Genomic DNA, 17,359 nt, shown 5'->3' on the forward strand with positions numbered 1-17,359 from the left:
AATAACAACATAGGACAAGGTGCAAAAAACAGTGTTTTCTCGGATAGGTGGAGACGCTGTTTTTGGGTTATTAAAAATGGCATTAGCGAGAAATCCCTGCATGATGCTGAGTCAAATCAAAACTGACCTGCAACGATGACACATAAACTTGCCTGGGCATCTTAGGGCTATGTTGCTAAGTCTTGTTCTCTAGAACTTATCCTAGAATGTCACGACCCAGAATGTCATTACCGTTTTATGGGGCCAGTCGCTGGTGCGGTTGGGCGGTTGGCCTAGCTTGCTTAGTTACGAGTCCTGTAGCCTTTGCCCAAATGGGGCTGTCACCGTTGGTCATCGAAACAGAGGCCCAACGAGGCCGAGCCCAGGGGGTATTGCGCGTTAACAATAATGGGGGTGAAGCTATGCGGGTGCGGGTTTATGCTGAGCCTTTTACCTATGAACGGGATAATGGGTTTATGCTGCTGGAAAATTCACCAGAGGATCTCACCCCCTACTTGCAGTTTTCGCCACGTGAATTGGTGATTCCAGCCCAAAGTGAGCGTAGGGTTAGGTTAATTAGCATATTTCCCCCCAATCTACCGGAGGGAGAATATCGGGCCGTGATTTTTACTGAACCCTTGGATGCAACACGTCAGGTGGGCAGTAACGTCGGTATTGTTACCCGTGTGGGGGCAACTATTTATGTGCGTCAAGGAAAAGTAACTGCTAGTCTGGCTGTCACCGGTGCCCAGTGGGATGTGGAGCAACAGTACGTCGAATTACTGGTGGCCAACAGTGGCTCAGGTTCCGCTCGACCTAAGGCCCAGTGGACGATTCAGCGGGTTGGTGAGACAGTGACTAGCGGCGAAACGATTTCGACTAGTGTGATGGCGGGTGGAGATCGCAATCTGCATCTTATCCCTGATCGCCCCCTCACCCCAGGGACCTATGAAATTACGGGGGAACTGAGCTGGCGCGATGGTGAAACAGAATTAACTCAACCGTTTTCTGTCTCACTCAACGTTTCCTGACAACACAAATTGTATTTACGAAATCCTGGACACCTGCCCCCGATATCGCAGGGCAATGATAAGGATTGCCCCTACGAAAGTGTTCATGTTTAATCGGGTTGACTAAATTCGGACGCGGTTTTATCTGGTTCACATTCTCTGGTTTAAATTCTCTCGTTCGTACCATTCACATCACTATTCACACCATTATGGACACTGTGTTGTTGCGTATGCTGCCATCAGTTTTGGTGGGGGGACTGGTGGCTTTTGGTTCAGCCCCGGCACACGCTCAAATCATCAATAGCCACCTAGTCGATCTATCCCCCTTAGACATTGTTGATGCTGGCCAAACCACATTAGAAGCCATCGATCCGGCTATTTTGAATCTTCAGGTGAGCGAGCCATTTGCCATTATGGCCACACCCCCCACACCTGCTGGATTTACTGATCCAGTGGGCACCCAGCATACTGGCTATGTGAGCCATAATGGCAACGAAGTGGTCCATGGTCACCCACTACTAATCAGGGAAACCGGCAGCGTTGATCTTGGTGTCCGGATGCGGGTGGAACGTCCCCAAGCCTATCCACCAGGGCGTTATACCTATACTGTGCGACTCACCGTGACTCCTTTGTAAACAACCATGGCCCTGGTAAGTTGGCGATGCAGTCTACACCTGTTTGTCACCCTTTGGTGGCTGTTGTTGTTGACCACTGTCGCTCTGGCTGAGAGTTTACCCCTCTCAGGGGGGAGAGCCTATGGGGAGTCAGAGGAATTATCTGACCTAAATAAAGACTCTCCTCACCCCAGAGAACTCTTTTCTTCTGAGCCAGTTTCTGAAACTACAGATTCTCTCCAGCCTAATGCACTAGCTCCTGCTGAGTCTATTGCTGACAAAGGTTCAGATGCAGCTGTGGTGGATATTGAAGATGATGTTGAGCCTGGGGAGAATAATGCTCCTACCCTTGATCCTAATACTTCTACACCTGACTTTGTTGTATTTCCAGTGGGGGTGAGCCTGGGGAATCGCAATGTTTTGCCCACTACCTTGGTTAAGGGGAATGAAAATGGTGAGCGCCCCATTGACTTTGAACAGTGGCAACTGTCCTTTGATGATGTGGTGCAGGTGCTCAATGTGCAGGTCACTGTTTGGGATGATGGCGAGCTGGAGTTGCGATCGCCAGCTGCGGTTACCCGTATTCATCCCAATGAATTTACCATCGATCCAAACCTGGGGCGGGTGCTCTCCATTGCTGAGATAGAGGCCTATTTGGGCATCTCCGCCACCTTTGACATGGCCGATTATGTGATTCGGTTTGCCCCACCGGAGCAACGGTCGCAACAGCAACAAACCGTTGTCGCCCCTATTGTCACCGATGGACTACCTGAGTTGAACTCAAATCGGTTTAGCCTCAGTGGCATTGGCCAACAAACCACCCTGTCGGGACGTACCGCTAGTGGTGATCGGTCCGGTTCCACTAACTGGCGGGGACGATTCAATGCGGTGGGAACAGCCTTTGGGGGGGCGTGGTATGCCGAAATCGATCAACCCAGTCTAGATGACCAATCGAGCTGGTATCTAAATGAACTACAGTACTTGCACTATGGTGACCATAGCGACTATACCCTGGGGTCCCAGCCCACTTTTTGGCAAAGTCAAGGTGGTGACTATTGGGGGGCGACCCTGGTGCAACGCTGGGGATTTGAACCCCCTGCCCAGCGCGGCAGTGGTGGTTTTAACCCACGTCGGCGTCTCCAGGCCACTAACCTGGATCGTACGGTTAGTGGTGAAGCCGAGCCTGGTACCTTGGTACAGCTGGCCCGTAACAACCAAGTTATCGATGAAGTTCTGGTGGATTCCTCTGGTCTATATCGGTTTACCGATGTAGCTACCACAGGCTTTGGCCGTTATCGGGTATTGCTCTTTCCCGATGGCCAGCTGGCAGCCAGCCCGGATGAATATGATGCCACCTTTTCAAGTTTGCCAGGGCAGTTACCGATGGGGGCATCGGCCCTAGTGCTATCGGCTGGATTTAATCGACAGAGGAATAACCAGGAGGAACCCCAATTTTGGGGCGATTTCCATAATTTTCGAGGTGGTATTGGCTATCGGACTGGTGTGAGTGAATCCCTTACCCTCGGGGCTGGTGTTATCCAGGATAGTTCCCTGACATTGCTTAGTGAAGTCTTTTACAGTCCCAGTAATATTCCCCTTAAGGCGGCGATGTCGGTGATGCTAACGCCTGGAGATAGTGATGTCGATGTCAATGCTGACATGCGCTGGCAACCAACGGATGACCTGGCTATTGATTTTAACAGCGATCGCTTTTCCCAACGCCTGCGAGCCGATTGGCAGCTATTACCCAGCATCGCCCTGACAGCCTCAGGGAATACCAGGGACGATGCCCTGGCTGTAGGGACCCGAGTCAATCTAACTCGGGGCAAATTTTATCTATTTGGCCTGGCCAATGTTGATACTAATGGCAATCTCCGCTGGCATACCAATGCCCGCTACGGTTCCCTGGGGCTGCGTCATCGTGGCGATGAAATTACCACCCAGTCCCAGCTCATTTACAATTTATCGGGAAACCCTGCCAATAGTCTGGGGCATTCCTTAAATATTGGCTATGAGACCCGCAACCTGAATGATTTTAGTCAACTGGCAATGGCTAGTTGGCGATATCAATCGAGCGATCGCAACATTGACGGTCGTTCCCTATGGGATATCGAACTGGGCTATGGTATCGGCACAGCCGGTAGTGGCCCCTTCGCCAATTTTGCCACCGGTATTCTGCCTGGGTTAGACCTGCGTGCCCGCTATCAAGAGGTATCCGCTTTTTCCGACCAGAGCACCTTTCGCCTGGAGCTATCCCCCCGTCTCAATCTTCAGCAGGGTTTAAATTTTGGCAACCGACGTCAGGACTGGTTGCGAACTCAGGGGGGGTTGATGATTCAACCTTTTCTGGATGACAACAACAATGGCCAACAGGATCCAGGAGAATCCACATATCTAGAAGATCTAGACCTGCTGATTACCATCAACCACGAATCTTTAGATCGCTATCAGCCCCATCGTCAGAAAAACTATGCCACAGTCGTCCTAGCGCCAGGGGTCTATCGCATCGATTTAGACCCGGCTGGATTTCCACTTGATCGTCAGGCCGTTTCTCGGGCGTTTGCTGCCGATATTGCCCCTGGTGAGTACACGCACCTCTCGATTCCCCTGGGACTGTCTTTTAGTATTTCAGGGGTGGTATTAGACGCCGATGGTAATGCCATGGCAGGACAGAACGTTCAGGCAATCCATACCAGCTCCGATTCTCGTCACCTGTCTGTCACCAATGGTGCTGGTGTCTTTTATCTGGAAGGTATGCCCCAAGGAGACTATCGTTTTGAAATTGGTGAGCGGTCTGTTGCCGATACGATCCTCAATTTCAATGACAGTACTGAGCCTTTTCAGGAAATCAACTTTAAAGTGAGGCCTGATGCCATTGAAACTCAGCGCCCTAGACTTGATATCGGCTCGCTAACTCGCTAATCCTGATTTATGAGTTTGGTGGAATAACATTTTACGTATTCCAGTACAGCAAACTATGGCCAGTAGTCAATCAGACTCGAACGGTTGAAACCATTGTTGCTTCAGACCCCAGTCCAAAACTAAACGGATACACATAAATAGACCAAAGCTTTCGACAATGGGTACTGCCAGGGGTAAGGCACCCGATAAAGCAAGGTCTGGAGGCGTGATGCTTTCTAGTTGCCCCAGGCTGCGGGTGAGGGCAAAGGCACCCACGGCACCACTTCGCAGGTGAGGGTTGGAGTCGTTACGGACGATGTAGCGGTAAGTGACCCCAAATAGAAATGCACAGACGGTGGCTACAGCAACCCGTAGTATGCCGGTAGTCAAAGCGCTGGCACTAAGCAGATGAGGGTGTAACGCGATCAACATAGCACTCACACCAGTACCTGTTAGCGCAGCCAAACCTCCAGCTTTGATTGATTCAACACGTTCTTGGTCCATAGCATTAGCTGTCTGTTCTGCGTCAATTTTGCCATCACCCAAAAATCGGGCATTGATCTACCGTATGATAGAAATAGCCGATTGAGCGGCGCTTTTAGTTTAGTCAACAACGCAAGTTAGGCGATATGGATATTTTGACACTCGGTTGGGTTGGATTACTTGCTTTCTTCAGCTTCTCCATCTCGATGGTAATTTGGGGTCGCAACGGTTTCTAAGGGATTAGCTATATTTCGATGACAGGTGCATTAGAAGCTCAAGCGTACGGTGTTCTAGCTAGTTTAGCAGCGCTACTTTTGCTGTTTGTGACTGGCGGTGTAATTTATTTAACTGCCATAGAGTGGCAAGATAAACGCAAGCGCTCTCAGGAAGCGTTGGATAATCGCGTACCTGTGCGCAACAAGCGTAAGCGCTCTCAAGAGGCATCCGATAGTCGTACTCCTGCACGTAATAAGCGTAAGGGTAAGAAATAGTTTGATATCGGCGCGACAGCTAGCCTTCACAGTACTCAGAGACATAGACAAAGGTGCATTTGCCGATGTTGCCCTGGAGCGCAATATCGGCAAATTTACGTTGATGCCCGCCGATAGACGTTTGGCGACAGAATTAATCTATGGCACCGTACGCCGCCAACGCACCCTGGATGCGCTGATTGATCAACTGGGTAAGCGGCGAGCTGATCAGCAGCCTGCCGATTTACGTCGTATTCTGCACGTTGGATTCTATCAGCTACGTTATCTGGATCATGTGCCCAATCATGCTGTTGTAGATACAACAGTTCAGCTGGCCAAACAGCAGCGTCTCGGCAAACTCAGCGGTGTGGTGAATGGCATGTTGCGGCAATATATCCGCCTGCAAGAAGCGAAGGGTGATCCGCTACAGTTGCCCACCGATGAGATCGCAGCCCTCGGTGTTTTGCACAGTTATCCCGATTGGATTATCCAAGCCTGGCAGCAGCTAGTGCCTGCTGCAGATGTGGCCAGGCTTTGTGAATGGTTCAATCAAGCCCCTAAGATTGACCTGCGGGTGAATCGATTGCGTACAACGGTTGATCAGGTATCCACTGCACTGACAGATCACGGGCTAACGGTGGTACCCCATGGCGGCATTCCAGATGCCCTCAGGATTGTGGGTCCCATGGGAAATGTGCGCCAGCTGCCAGGCTATGAAGCAGGTTGGTGGATGGTGCAGGATAGCAGCGCCCAGCTAGTTAGCTACTTGGTGGATCCCCAGCCTGGTGAAACGGTGATTGATGCCTGTGGAGCACCGGGGGGAAAAACGACGCATCTGGCAGAAATGATGGAGGATCGGGGACGGGTGTTAGGTTGCGATCGCACCTCTTCTCGCCTTAATAAGATCCGTCAGAATGCCAAGCGACTTCAGCTCAACAGCATCGAAACGGTGATGGGAGATAGTCGCGAGCATCCCGAGTTTAAGGGAATTGCCGACCGAGTATTGTTAGATGTGCCCTGTTCTGGTTTGGGAACACTGCATCGCCACGCCGATGCCCGCTGGCGGCAGACGCCCAACTCCATTGCCGGTCTCACCACCCTACAACGAGAATTACTTGAGGCCGCAGTGGATTGGGTGAAGCCAGATGGTGTGCTGGTTTATTCCACCTGTACTCTCCATCCCGATGAAAATCAAAACTTGATTCAGGCCTTTCTCTCCGATCACCCTGATTGGCAGATTGATCCCCCTGAAGACGATTCTCCTGTAGCACCCTTTGTTACAAACCAGGGGTGGGCCATGGTATGGCCCCACAAACAGGATATGGACGGTTTCTTCATGGTGAGAATGCGACGAATCGTGTAAGGGCATTATTGTTTGAACGGATCATAGTCTGCCAACAACCGCTCTAATTTTGCTTCATCAATGCGACTGAGCATACGCTTGGCTTCTTCCTGATCGCGAATTGTTTTAGATAAACTGACTGTAGAACCAACAGAGAAGAGTAAACCCATACCCAAGTACCCTTTTAACCAGACATCAGCTGGTAAATAGATGATGCCGATAGCAGTGGCTGAGATTGAAACAACAAAGGATAACCAGGTTTGAGCAATCCAGGCAGTGGTATGACTGTTGGGAGTATTGAACTTTTTAGTTGTCGTCATTGGTTTCTCTTCGGAAAAAACGTTTGCCATAGTGCTAGTTTCTCCAAAGGAAAGATGAAGGTGCCATGAGACGTACTCAATGACGTCAAGAGATCTCAACTGTTGCCAACATCATCGAAGTTCTCCGAAGTTGATCGCATTTCTGATGGATATAGCCGGATGTCATTTCTTGTTTAAATGACATCCGGCTGCAACTGACTGTGCAACAACTTTTTGCTTGCCAAAGTTTGCTAGGTCTAGTTTCTGGCTACTCCAGCATCGCGAGCGGCTTGTTGCACGGCAGCTGCGACTGCAGTCGCTACCCGATGATCAAACACTGAGGGGACAATGTGGTCAGGACGTAGCTCGTTGTCGGGAATCAGCGTTGAGATCGCATGGGCTGCATGCAAAAACATGCTGGTGGTAATCGCTTCAGCACGACAGTCAATGGCCCCCCGCAACAGGCCAGGAAATGCCAGCACATTATTAATCTGGTTAGGGTAATCGCTACGTCCCGTAGCCATGACAGCCACGATGCCGTCTAATAATTCAGGCTGAATTTCGGGTACCGGATTGGCCATGGCAAAAACGATGGGATCTTTGGCCATGGATTTCACCATGTCTACGGTGACGACACCAGGAGCGCTTACCCCCATAAATACGTCTGCGCCTACCATGGCATCGGCGAGGGTGCCGCCTTGGTCCACGACAAATTCTTGTTTGCGGCTGTTGAGATCGGTGCGATCGCGACTGATAATTCCCTTTGAATCACACACCGTAATGTGATTAACTCCTGCTTTCTTGAATAGCCGTGCCATGGCCAGGCCTGCGGCACCTGCACCATTGATGACAAGTTTAATTTCTGCCATTTGTGGTTCTTTGCCCACGACCTTGAGAGCATTTACCAAAGCGGCCAGACTGACAATGGCTGTCCCATGCTGGTCGTCATGAAAAATAGGAATATCCAGTTCCTTCTGAAGACGGGCTTCAATTTCAAAACAACGGGGGGCACTGATATCTTCTAAATTGACGCCACCAAATACTGGCGCAATTCGTTTCACTGTCTCCACAATTTCATCGGTGTCCTGGGTATTGAGGCAAATGGGAAAGCCATCTAAACCTGCAAACTCCTTAAACAGCATCGCTTTCCCTTCCATCACTGGCAAAGCACCCTCGGGTCCCAAATTGCCCAGTCCTAAGACGGCACTGCCATCGGTGACAATTGCCACTGTATTGGATTTAATGGTCAGGTCATACACCCGTTCCGGATGCCGCGCAATTTCAGAACACACCCGTCCTACACCGGGGGTATAGGCCATGGCTAAATCTTCTTGACTGCGCACAGGGGCCTTGCATTCCATGTGGATTTTGCCGCCTTCGTGCAGCTTAAAGGTGCGATCGTGCACCTTTACCACTTCGATCTGCTCTAGGGCATATATTGCATTAACAATTTCCTCGGCATGTTCAGCACTAGCAGCATCCACACTGACATCGCGGGTAACGTTTTCTCGACATCGTTCCACCACATCAATGTCACCCAGACTTCCGCCAGCATCGGCGATTGCCTGGGTCACCTTAGCCAACATGCCTGCTTGGTTGGGCACATGCATGCGGATGGTTAAACTATAGCTAGGGTTCGGTGTCAAGCTGACCATTTTCTAAAAACCTCGGATGATAGGGAGCGGGTATGTAGTAAAAAAAATGTTAAGCCTTGATGGTCCCATCTCGCGACCCCTGAAACCAACCATATAAAAAGGCGGTCACAAAATAATTTCTTTTCCTACGGCGCTCTGTGCCTTTCTGTAGGAGATTTTCATGGAATGCTCCTACAAAATCTCCCCATTGCCCACTCCCCATTGCCCACTCCCCATTGCCTTCGCACTATGCCAAGTCTCTACGCTGAAATTGAAATTAATGCCACCGCTGCTGCAGTCTGGGATGCCTTGGTTCGTAAGGAAGACTGGCGTTATTGGAATACGTTTCTCTACGATTGTGATCCGCGCTCAAACTTTATGCTAGGTCGCGAAGTATTTCTGGCGATGCAGCGCATTGAAGGCGATGCTGATACGGAATTTCAGCCCGTGGTAACCACCTTACGACCAGGTAACTGTCTAAGGTGGGTTTCGAAAATTCCAGGGTTAAAAACAGAGCATTCCTTTGAAATGCAAGAAGTAACCCCTGGGCGGACGCGCTATTTGCATCGCGATATTTTTGTCGGTCCCCTATCGGGCATCTTTCTACCGTTTATTCGAGAGGATGAGCGGGATGGACTGCGACGCATGGCTTACCAGCTGAAGCGCTATGTGGAAAGTGGCGGCAAGCCTCAGCGAGATCCCTATGGCAACCCCTATGGCAGAAATCGCGATCCCTATGGTGATCGTGGTTATGGTCGTGGCTATGATGATTTGGGCTATGGCAACCAGGGGGGCAGGGGCTACCAGGACAGGGGCTATGACGATCGTGGCTACGGTCGTGGCGGCTATGATGACCAACGCTACGGTAACCAGGGTGGTAGAGGCGGTTATCCAGACCAGGGTTATCCAGAGCGAGGCTATTCGGATCAGGGATCAGGCCGTGATTATCCCCAGCGTGGCTATGATGATCGGCAATATCGCGATCAGGGCTATGACAATCAGGGGGATCGTGGCCAAGGCTATGATGACCGGGGCTATCGTGGTCGAGGGTCTGATGAGCGGAGGAGCGATCGCAACTACCCAGACCGTGACTATCGTGACGATCAAGACTACCGCGATGATGGTTGGTAATCGTTTGAATGCTGTGACGACCTATGCAGAAACAGCACCCAACGCATAGAGTGCTGTTTTTTCTGCTGTTGATAACCCTGTGGCGTTGGTTAGATTCATCCCTTCATAGGGGCCAGGCAACTGTAGAGTGCCAATACACTGCCATGATTGGGTGTCCCAGAGTTTAATGGTGTCTCCTTCTCCACCACTGGCAAGTATCTGACCATTCGGGCTCAAGGCTAGAGCCCAAAGAATATGGTTATGGGCCTGTATGGTGTGCTGACATTGGCCGCTTTCCACATCCCAAATTTTGAGATTGCCATTAAATTCGCCACTCACATACTGAGAACTATCTAATAGAAATAAGCCTGTCAAAACAGCATTAGCAAAGCCTGTCAACGTTTTGAGACACTCACCAGTTTGAACATTCCAAATCCTGACCGTCGTATCAGAACTAGTGCTAGCTAATAAACGGTCATCAGAACTGAATACAACTGAATGCACATGATCAGAATGATCTAATGTCTGCAAACAATCACCTGTTTCAGGGTTCCACAGTCTAACAGAACAGTCAAAGCTGCCTGTTGCCACATATCTGCCATTATGAGAGAACGCCACCGACCAAATAGTCTCTTTGTGTCCTAGAAATGTTCTCACATAGTTGTTATTGTTTTCATTACTGGCTATATTCCACAGTTTGCAAGTCTGATCGCTGCCAGTACTGCATAAAAAGTTACTATTTGGATGGAATTTAACTGACCGTATAAGACCGGTATGGCCAGTTAAATGCTGGGAACAGCTTTCTTTATCTAAACGCCAAACTTTAACAACAGGTTGCTCTCCCCCAACACTGGCAAGGTAGTTACCATCTGAGCTAAAGCTAAGGTTAAAAACCGAACTTTGATGCAGAAGGGTAGATCGACATTGCTGCTGGGTTATATCCCAAAGGCGAATCTTGCCATCGTGACTGCCACTAGCTAATGTTTTGCCATCTGGGGAAAAGTCAAGGGCCCATACTGTATTGGTGTATCCCGAGAGAGTTTTGATACAACATCCATACTGATATTCCCATATGCGGATAGTACGGTCTTGGCCTCCGCTATAAAGGAAGGTGCTATCTCTAGAAAATGCAAGCGACCACACCCAACTATTATGTCCTTGAAGAGACCGTTCGCATGTGTAAGATTTCAGATCCCAAAGCTTAATTAAACCGCTGTAATCACCGCTGACAAAATTGTTTCCATCAGGGCTAACTTTCACGCACCAAACAGCATGTTGATGCCCTGACAACACCTTGAGACAGTCTCCTGTGGCAGCATCCCATACGCGAACACTATGGTCATTACTGCTACTGACTAGCAAATGGTCATCCGGACCAAAGTCTACGCTCCAGACACCTTGAGTATGACCTACCAGAGTGTTAATGCATTGACCTGTTTCCCAATTCCAAAGCTTAACAGTATTGTCAAAACTCGCACTTGCTAAGATTGGCTTTGTCTGTGCAAACGTGATTGCCCTAATGGCACCGTTGTGTCCTTTCAAGGTTCTGACACATCGCCCACTCGTGATATCCCACAGTTTAATGCGCTTATCAACACCAGCGCTCACAATCTGTTCTCCATTTGGTGAAAAGGCAACGGACATCACCGTTTGATGATGTCCTTGAAAGGTTTGGATACACTGGTAGTTAGTTGTCTGCCAAAGTTTAAGTGTGGCATCACCGCTACCACTGAGCAAGTATTTCCCATCGGGAGAGAACTCGATCGAAAAGACACCTTCCGGGTGACCGTTAATGGTTTCTAAATGGTTATATGTTTCCAGGTCCCAAATGAGAATATGTCCTTGCAAATCACCAACTGCTAGCAGAGTATTATCTGGATTGACTGCCAGAGCGATAACGGCACCGAAATCATGGTTAAATTGACAATTCTGAAAATTTGCTTGAGCAAAGCTGGTTGCTCGCAAACTAATTTCTTTTAGATTTGCTTGCCAAATAGCTAAATTAGAAAAATCGTAGCCTGTTAAATCGACATCAAGTTGTCGGCACAGGTTAATAAAGTTGCCAACACCATAGCCTGCGACAACCTGTCTGAGATTCGTCAAAATAGATATCATATATTGACTTACCATGTGTGGCTGGATCAGTAGTGCTTGCAACCGTTTGGTGATGGGGGCAAGAATCATCCGTCGCTGGCTGTCACGCACATAATCCCTATTCGTTGTTTTCAATAAGGTATGGGTATGAAAGAGATGTGGAGATGCCGTTGCGAGCGTCAGATTTTCCGGCTGGCTCAGAATCGTTAGCTCTTCATAAATAGTTTGAATCAACCGCTCAGTAACATGCTCCATAATGACCGGTTGCTGAGTATATTGACCTCCTTTTACTTCGATCAGTGACCGCCAGCTCAGAGATTCTAAGGCATCAAACACATCTGCCCGTGAAATTACAGGCCAGATATCATCCAATAGTTCAGATGTTGTTGTCCATTCTCGATTGATGGCCAGCCAGTACAAAATGCTTTGTTCAAGGGGAGACAGTCGCTCAAATTGTTGGTTGAGCAGTCTACGGAAATCATTAAAGACAGGGGCATTTTCCCGTAAAAAGAGATCAATGTCCCCATCAAAGATTGACTGAATTGAGGTGCCTACAATTTTAATGGCGAGGGGATTATTTCCATAGCGTTGACAAAACTGTTGGATTGTTTCGGGGGTACCCAGCAACCCTTTTGCTTCGACAATGGCTTGCGCTGCTTCTGCTGATCCACCTAGCTGAAATGAGCGGGTTAATAGCTGATCGCTCTCTAAAACGCCAATTTCGCTGGGCTTTTCTCGGCTAGTGATCATTAAGCAGCTACGGTGAGTGGTTTCTCCAAATCGACGTAGCAGATCGCCATAGTCTTCATACCCAGTACGGTATTGACCTGATTGCCCACTTTCTAGCAATGTTTCTACATTATCTAAAATAATCAAACAGCGTCGACTCCGTAGCCAATGGAAGAGTCGTTCTGTAGTGGGTGCCATATCCTGTTGCTGTGATACGAAAGGCACCATCTCCTTAAGTAGGTGTTTAAGGGAAGGGGCATTGCGTACAGAGCGCCAGATAACAACATCAAAATCTGAGGAAACGGTCTGTGCTAGTTTTGCGGCCAGACTGGTTTTACCGATGCCGCCTAAACCTAAAATCGCTACCAGACGGCATTCATCTGTGAGAATAGCGTTCTTTAATTTGGCTAGTTCGTCATTGCGTCCATGGAAAAAAGTGGTGTCGATGGCTTCTTCCCAATCCTGCTGTGGTGTATCTGTGGTGGGCTCAGATGCAGGAGGTTGTTCTGGTGGGATAATGTCAGAAGACAATAGAGCAGCTTCAGATGGCAGGGCTGATGATGCTTCTAAGTCGGTCTCGGATGTAATATCACCAGCGATGTCGGTGATTGTTCGCCACTCTAGGCTTAAGCGATCGCAAATTTCCACAAACGTCGCAAAGTCAACGGGCTTGCCATTAAGAAACCGACTAACGGTCGATAGAGCCATTCCCAGGTCCTCAGCTAGGGAGCGCTGACTGCGAAAACCACATCGTTTTAGTGAGCTTTTAACGGTTTGAGTCGACTGACTATGGACCTTTAGAGAGCGAGACATAACCAATAGGGCTCCACATGCTTATGACTATATCAACTAGCTGAAAGTATTTTACTGACAGTACTCATCTATCAATTGCATAATGTGCATTCATATTATTAATAACGTAAGTACCATGAAGCCAAACGGAGCATGAGCTCGGCTGAAGCATAAATAAATAAAAGTTGCGAGATGTCGACGTTCCAAATGTGGCACGTCACTTTCCAAATTTGGAAAAAAGTCGGTCAAAAGTCCTAAGAACTCGGTCAAGATCTCAGTTGGTGTTTGGTTTAGATAGGCATAGACAAACTGATTGGAGTCTGTGTCATGTTTTCAACTACCCAAAAAAACAATTGTAAATCTGGTGCTACGGGACAAATTGCACCCAAAGTGCGCCTAAAAGCAACATGGGTTGTGGAAAATAATCGCCTTGTTTGTAAATGGCTAGCAGCATAACAACAATCTCCAGAACGCTTCTGGTGGTTTGTTGTTCATGTTCAAAGAGTCTCTTTGTCGAGAGCCGTCTAGATTTTAAAAAAAGGAGAATACTATGGAACTTCCAGCTTCAGGATACGCTTGGACCAGCCTTGAACCTAAAGTAGATGAATTTATCAAAGAGTTAATGCAAGCAGAAAAACTGCCTGGCATGACTGTGGCCGTCACAAAAAACGGTCGGCTAATTGTAGCTAAAGGCTATGGCTGGGCTAACGCCGAAACAAAACAGACCATGGAGCCCTTTATGAGCAGCCGTATTGGTAGTGTGACCAAGGCCGTTGTAACAGGACCTGCTGGCTGGCAGCTGATGCGAGCAAAGGGCATTAATCCTCAGCAACAAAAGCTGTATGGCCCGAGTGGTTTATTTAAGAATCGCTTTGCGGAAGACATTGCACTCAGTCCTACTCCGAACAAAAACTGGTACTACCAAATCACCCTGCAACACCTGTTGGATCATGCAGCTGGTTTTTACGGCAGCGGTAGCCTCAATGGTGCAGCCGCTATGTTCAACATCAAAGATAAAGCATTGGTGACCTATGAACACATTCATAAGCACTTTCTCAGAACCCAGCAATTGATCTTTCAGCCCGGTACAAATTCTGAGTATGCTAACCACAGCCTGGGAATATGGACGTTGGTCATTGAAGCACTTTCTGGCAAGTCCTATCGCGACTATGCTGTGAACACGTACTTGCGATCGCTCGGCCTCCACGAGGCGGTACTGCCCGAAAGCACCAAACTTGGTAACCGTCAGGCTCGCAGCCATGTTTATAACGATCAAGGGACACCGGTTCCTATTAAACCCAAGAATTCGGGAACAGGGTTGGCAGCAGGTGGCTTCCGCGCATCGGCTCAGGATCTGACGTATATTACGGCTGATTTGGAGAATACGTATACTGGGCCAGAGCTGGAAAAAATGGCCTGGAATAGCAATGACCGTGGCAAACTTGCCCATGGTGGTCTAATTCACGATAGCGGTACGGCATACGTTGCCATGTTCCCGGACGGTTATACCTCATTGAACGGCGTTGATCTGAGCCGTATCCATGTTGCTGTAGCCACCAATATCAATATGAAGGAGATTACCCCCCTCAGGAAGCTGGTTGATCAAATTGTGCTGGCGGTGCCTGCAGCTAACGTTCCAGCGCATTACGACATCACGCAGTTTCTGCGACAGGATACTGATATGGGCGGTGACTTTAAGGAGGCCAGCCTGGATGGATCGATCGCAGTCTTCTCAAACTCGGAAGGTAAATTACAACTGATCCCGTATCGGGTGAACGATTTGGGGACACTGACCCGTGGTGAAGTTGTTACAGCTGGAGCGGCTAGCCAGGTGAATCTGGTGCACCCGGACTACAGTAGTGCAGATGCAGTCACTGCTTTTCGAGATGCGAATGATAACCTGAAGCTGATTGCCTGGGAGATTTCGAGTAGCGGTCAGGTGACACGTCGAGATGATGCCGTTGCTGGCCCCGTTAAGAGAATTGCCTTAACGCCTTTTCCCGATGGCAAAGGGGTGATTACGCTAACCCGAGGCATGAAGAATGACTTAAAACTGGTGGCCTGGGAAGTGACTCCCTCCTTGAATATTATCCGTCGAGGTGACATTGATGCTGGTCCAGTCCAGGATATTGCGGTGGCCACAACCCGTGCCGATTTTGCTGGGGTGGTGAGTGCTACAACCGGGAGCGATCGCACACTCAAGCTCATTGCCTGGTCCTTTAACTCAGCTGCCAAAACGTTCTCTCGTCGAGGCGATGCTGAGGCGGGTGCTATCAAGGGAGAGCTGAACATTGTGAGAGCCCAGCTTGCGGGCAACGACATTGTGGTAACTGCCTTTAGCAATGAAGATGCCAATCTGAAACTGATCACCTGGCAGGTGCAGGCCAACGGCCAGATTCAGCGTAAGGCTTCGACCACAGCAGGCTTTGCCAGCATTGTGGACCTCACGGCGGCACCGGGGGGCAAGGTCATTGCCTCGGTCAAAGATAGTGAAGGTATTCTGCGCATGATCGCCTATCAAGTGCAGAGCAACGGTCAAATCGCGCGTGTGGGCACTGATATTGCGGGGCAGGTCAGTCGGATTGCATCATCTGCTATTCGGCGTGATGGCAAGGAGTTTCTGTTAACGGCTGTGCGAGACACAGAGAAGAAACTTCGTATGATCTCTTGGCAGCTGGATTAACTGATTATATCCATATCTAATCAGCCAGGGCAGCAGTAAGTTTGTCCTGGCTCATGGTCTTTAAAGTAGGGGTTTGTATTGAGCGGTCATCTAGCGAATTCATAGCTGTTCTGTTGATGTCACTATGACAGTCCATAGCATTGGTGAATGATTTGGGCCAGGTCACAGATACGATTCAGGAGAGCCTTGAAACCCATCAACGGTGGATGGATGAGCAGACACCGTTAAAGCTGGTCGTCAAACAGTAGCTTAAACGATTGCCTTATGTCTCTTTAGTGCTTTTTAGACTCGGCACAATGGTCTAATGACAACTGTGAGTTGCATAATTAAAAACAGCGTTATCCAGTGAATTGATAGCTCAGACAGAATTTTTGTTAAGCAATGGCAGATTTCTACAAAGAGGACCTTTCCTATATCCATGATGCAGGCTACAGTGACTATGCCCTCAATGCATCTACCGGTATCCTCACTACTTTGAGCCAAAATAATATTCAAAATGGTTTGATTGTTGATTTAGGCTGTGGTAGTGGCATATCAACACTAGAATTCATCAAGGCAAGATATCAAGTCCTAGGTGTTGATATTTCTGAGGCAATGATTGCCTCAGCCAGAACCCGAGTTCCAAGTGCAGATTTTCGAGTTGCATCGCTATTCCAAATTGAGATTCCAACATGCAAGGTGGTCACTGCCATTGGTGAATGTCTCAACTACTTGTTTGATCCAGATAACAATGAGCAGTTGTTAGTCCAACTGTTCAAGCGTATCTATCAAGCCCTTGAACCAGGTGGTGTTTTTATCTTTGATATTGCAGAACCTGGACAGATAGACAAAAACGACGAGCAACATTTTACCGAAGGTAACAACTGGCTTGTGCTGGTGGAGAAAGAAGAAAATGCAGAGAAATCAATCTTGACCCGCCGCATCATTACCCTGCGAAAAGTGGATGAGCACTATCGACGGGATGATGAAGTTCATCGTTTGCAACTATACCGGTCAACAGATATTGCCCATAAGTTGCGACGGATTGGTTTTAAAGTTCAAACTATGCGTTCCTATGGCCGTTATCAACTCCCTAAAGCTCATGCTGCCTTTATTGCCTTTAAACCATCAGCATCCGACTAAATTGACAGGTGATTGATAAGAAAGCTCTGAGAACGCTTTATTCGTTATGCAAAAAATTCTTACGCTCGCTAGAGTGAGGGGGCGTTCTGATCTTCAT

General features: G+C 48.6%; 13 protein-coding genes. 9 read left to right on the forward strand and 4 right to left on the reverse strand.

Going from position 1 to position 17,359, the window contains the following annotated elements; genetic code table 11:
• The first annotated feature begins 221 nt into the window (after positions 1–221).
• The 3 genes from U2F10_RS21390 (at position 222) to U2F10_RS21400 (ending at position 4,525) form a co-directional block, all read left to right on the forward strand.
• The gene (locus U2F10_RS21390) at positions 222–1,010 is read left to right on the forward strand and encodes a fimbrial biogenesis chaperone (RefSeq protein WP_499873203.1); all 789 of its coding nucleotides are present in this window, start codon (positions 222–224) and stop codon (positions 1,008–1,010) included.
• Positions 1,011–1,108: 98 nt separating this feature from the next.
• Positions 1,109–1,624 (forward strand): hypothetical protein, encoded by a 516-nt coding sequence (locus U2F10_RS21395; RefSeq protein WP_499873204.1) that lies wholly within the window; start codon positions 1,109–1,111, stop codon positions 1,622–1,624.
• Positions 1,625–1,630: 6 nt separating this feature from the next.
• Complete coding sequence (locus U2F10_RS21400) at positions 1,631–4,525, forward strand: carboxypeptidase-like regulatory domain-containing protein (RefSeq protein ID WP_499873205.1); 2,895 nt, start codon at positions 1,631–1,633, stop codon at positions 4,523–4,525.
• A 66-nt stretch (positions 4,526–4,591) separates the two neighbouring features.
• On the opposite strand, the gene U2F10_RS21405 is transcribed toward U2F10_RS21400, so the two are convergent.
• The gene (locus U2F10_RS21405) at positions 4,592–5,008 is read right to left on the reverse strand and encodes a hypothetical protein (RefSeq protein ID WP_163662215.1); all 417 of its coding nucleotides are present in this window, start codon (positions 5,006–5,008) and stop codon (positions 4,592–4,594) included.
• A 125-nt stretch (positions 5,009–5,133) separates the two neighbouring features.
• On the opposite strand from U2F10_RS21405, the gene petN reads away from it, so the two are divergent.
• The 3 genes from petN to U2F10_RS21420 are packed head-to-tail and all read left to right on the forward strand — an operon-like array spanning position 5,134 to position 6,820.
• Positions 5,134–5,223 carry a cytochrome b6-f complex subunit PetN gene (gene petN, locus U2F10_RS21410; RefSeq protein WP_006516091.1) on the forward strand — a complete coding sequence of 30 codons (90 nt, stop codon included), beginning with the start codon at positions 5,134–5,136 and terminating at the stop codon, positions 5,221–5,223.
• A gap of 18 nt (positions 5,224–5,241) precedes the next feature.
• Positions 5,242–5,478, forward strand: coding sequence for a hypothetical protein (locus U2F10_RS21415; protein ID WP_163661770.1), 237 nt, complete (start codon positions 5,242–5,244; stop codon positions 5,476–5,478).
• A gap of 1 nt (position 5,479) precedes the next feature.
• Positions 5,480–6,820 (forward strand): 16S rRNA (cytosine(967)-C(5))-methyltransferase, encoded by a 1,341-nt coding sequence (locus U2F10_RS21420; RefSeq protein ID WP_499061181.1) that lies wholly within the window; start codon positions 5,480–5,482, stop codon positions 6,818–6,820.
• Positions 6,821–6,825: 5 nt separating this feature from the next.
• On the opposite strand, the gene U2F10_RS21425 is transcribed toward U2F10_RS21420, so the two are convergent.
• Positions 6,826–7,119, reverse strand: coding sequence for a YiaA/YiaB family inner membrane protein (locus U2F10_RS21425; protein WP_163662211.1), 294 nt, complete (start codon positions 7,117–7,119; stop codon positions 6,826–6,828).
• Between the two features lie 236 nt (positions 7,120–7,355).
• A complete protein-coding gene (locus U2F10_RS21430) occupies positions 7,356–8,753 on the reverse strand; it encodes an NAD-dependent malic enzyme (protein ID WP_163662209.1) in 1,398 nt (465 codons plus the stop codon).
• A 228-nt stretch (positions 8,754–8,981) separates the two neighbouring features.
• Here U2F10_RS21430 and U2F10_RS21435 point away from each other — a divergent pair, with 228 nt between their 5' ends.
• Entirely contained in the window at positions 8,982–9,863 is an 882-nt protein-coding gene (locus tag U2F10_RS21435) for an SRPBCC domain-containing protein (protein WP_499873206.1), read from the forward strand.
• Positions 9,864–9,884: 21 nt separating this feature from the next.
• Here U2F10_RS21435 and U2F10_RS21440 read toward each other — a convergent pair whose 3' ends face one another.
• The gene (locus U2F10_RS21440) at positions 9,885–13,478 is read right to left on the reverse strand and encodes an NB-ARC domain-containing protein (RefSeq protein ID WP_499873207.1); all 3,594 of its coding nucleotides are present in this window, start codon (positions 13,476–13,478) and stop codon (positions 9,885–9,887) included.
• A 529-nt stretch (positions 13,479–14,007) separates the two neighbouring features.
• Between U2F10_RS21440 and U2F10_RS21445 the strand changes: the two genes are divergently transcribed.
• The gene (locus U2F10_RS21445; RefSeq protein WP_499873208.1) at positions 14,008–16,140 is read left to right on the forward strand and encodes a serine hydrolase domain-containing protein; all 2,133 of its coding nucleotides are present in this window, start codon (positions 14,008–14,010) and stop codon (positions 16,138–16,140) included.
• A gap of 381 nt (positions 16,141–16,521) precedes the next feature.
• Entirely contained in the window at positions 16,522–17,262 is a 741-nt protein-coding gene (locus U2F10_RS21450; protein WP_163696862.1) for a class I SAM-dependent methyltransferase, read from the forward strand.
• The last annotated feature ends 97 nt before the right edge of the window (positions 17,263–17,359 follow it).

The organism is Leptothoe sp. EHU-05/26/07-4, assembly GCF_043421015.1.
GTDB classification, from domain to species: Bacteria; Cyanobacteriota; Cyanobacteriia; order Phormidesmidales; family Phormidesmidaceae; genus Leptothoe; species Leptothoe turfae.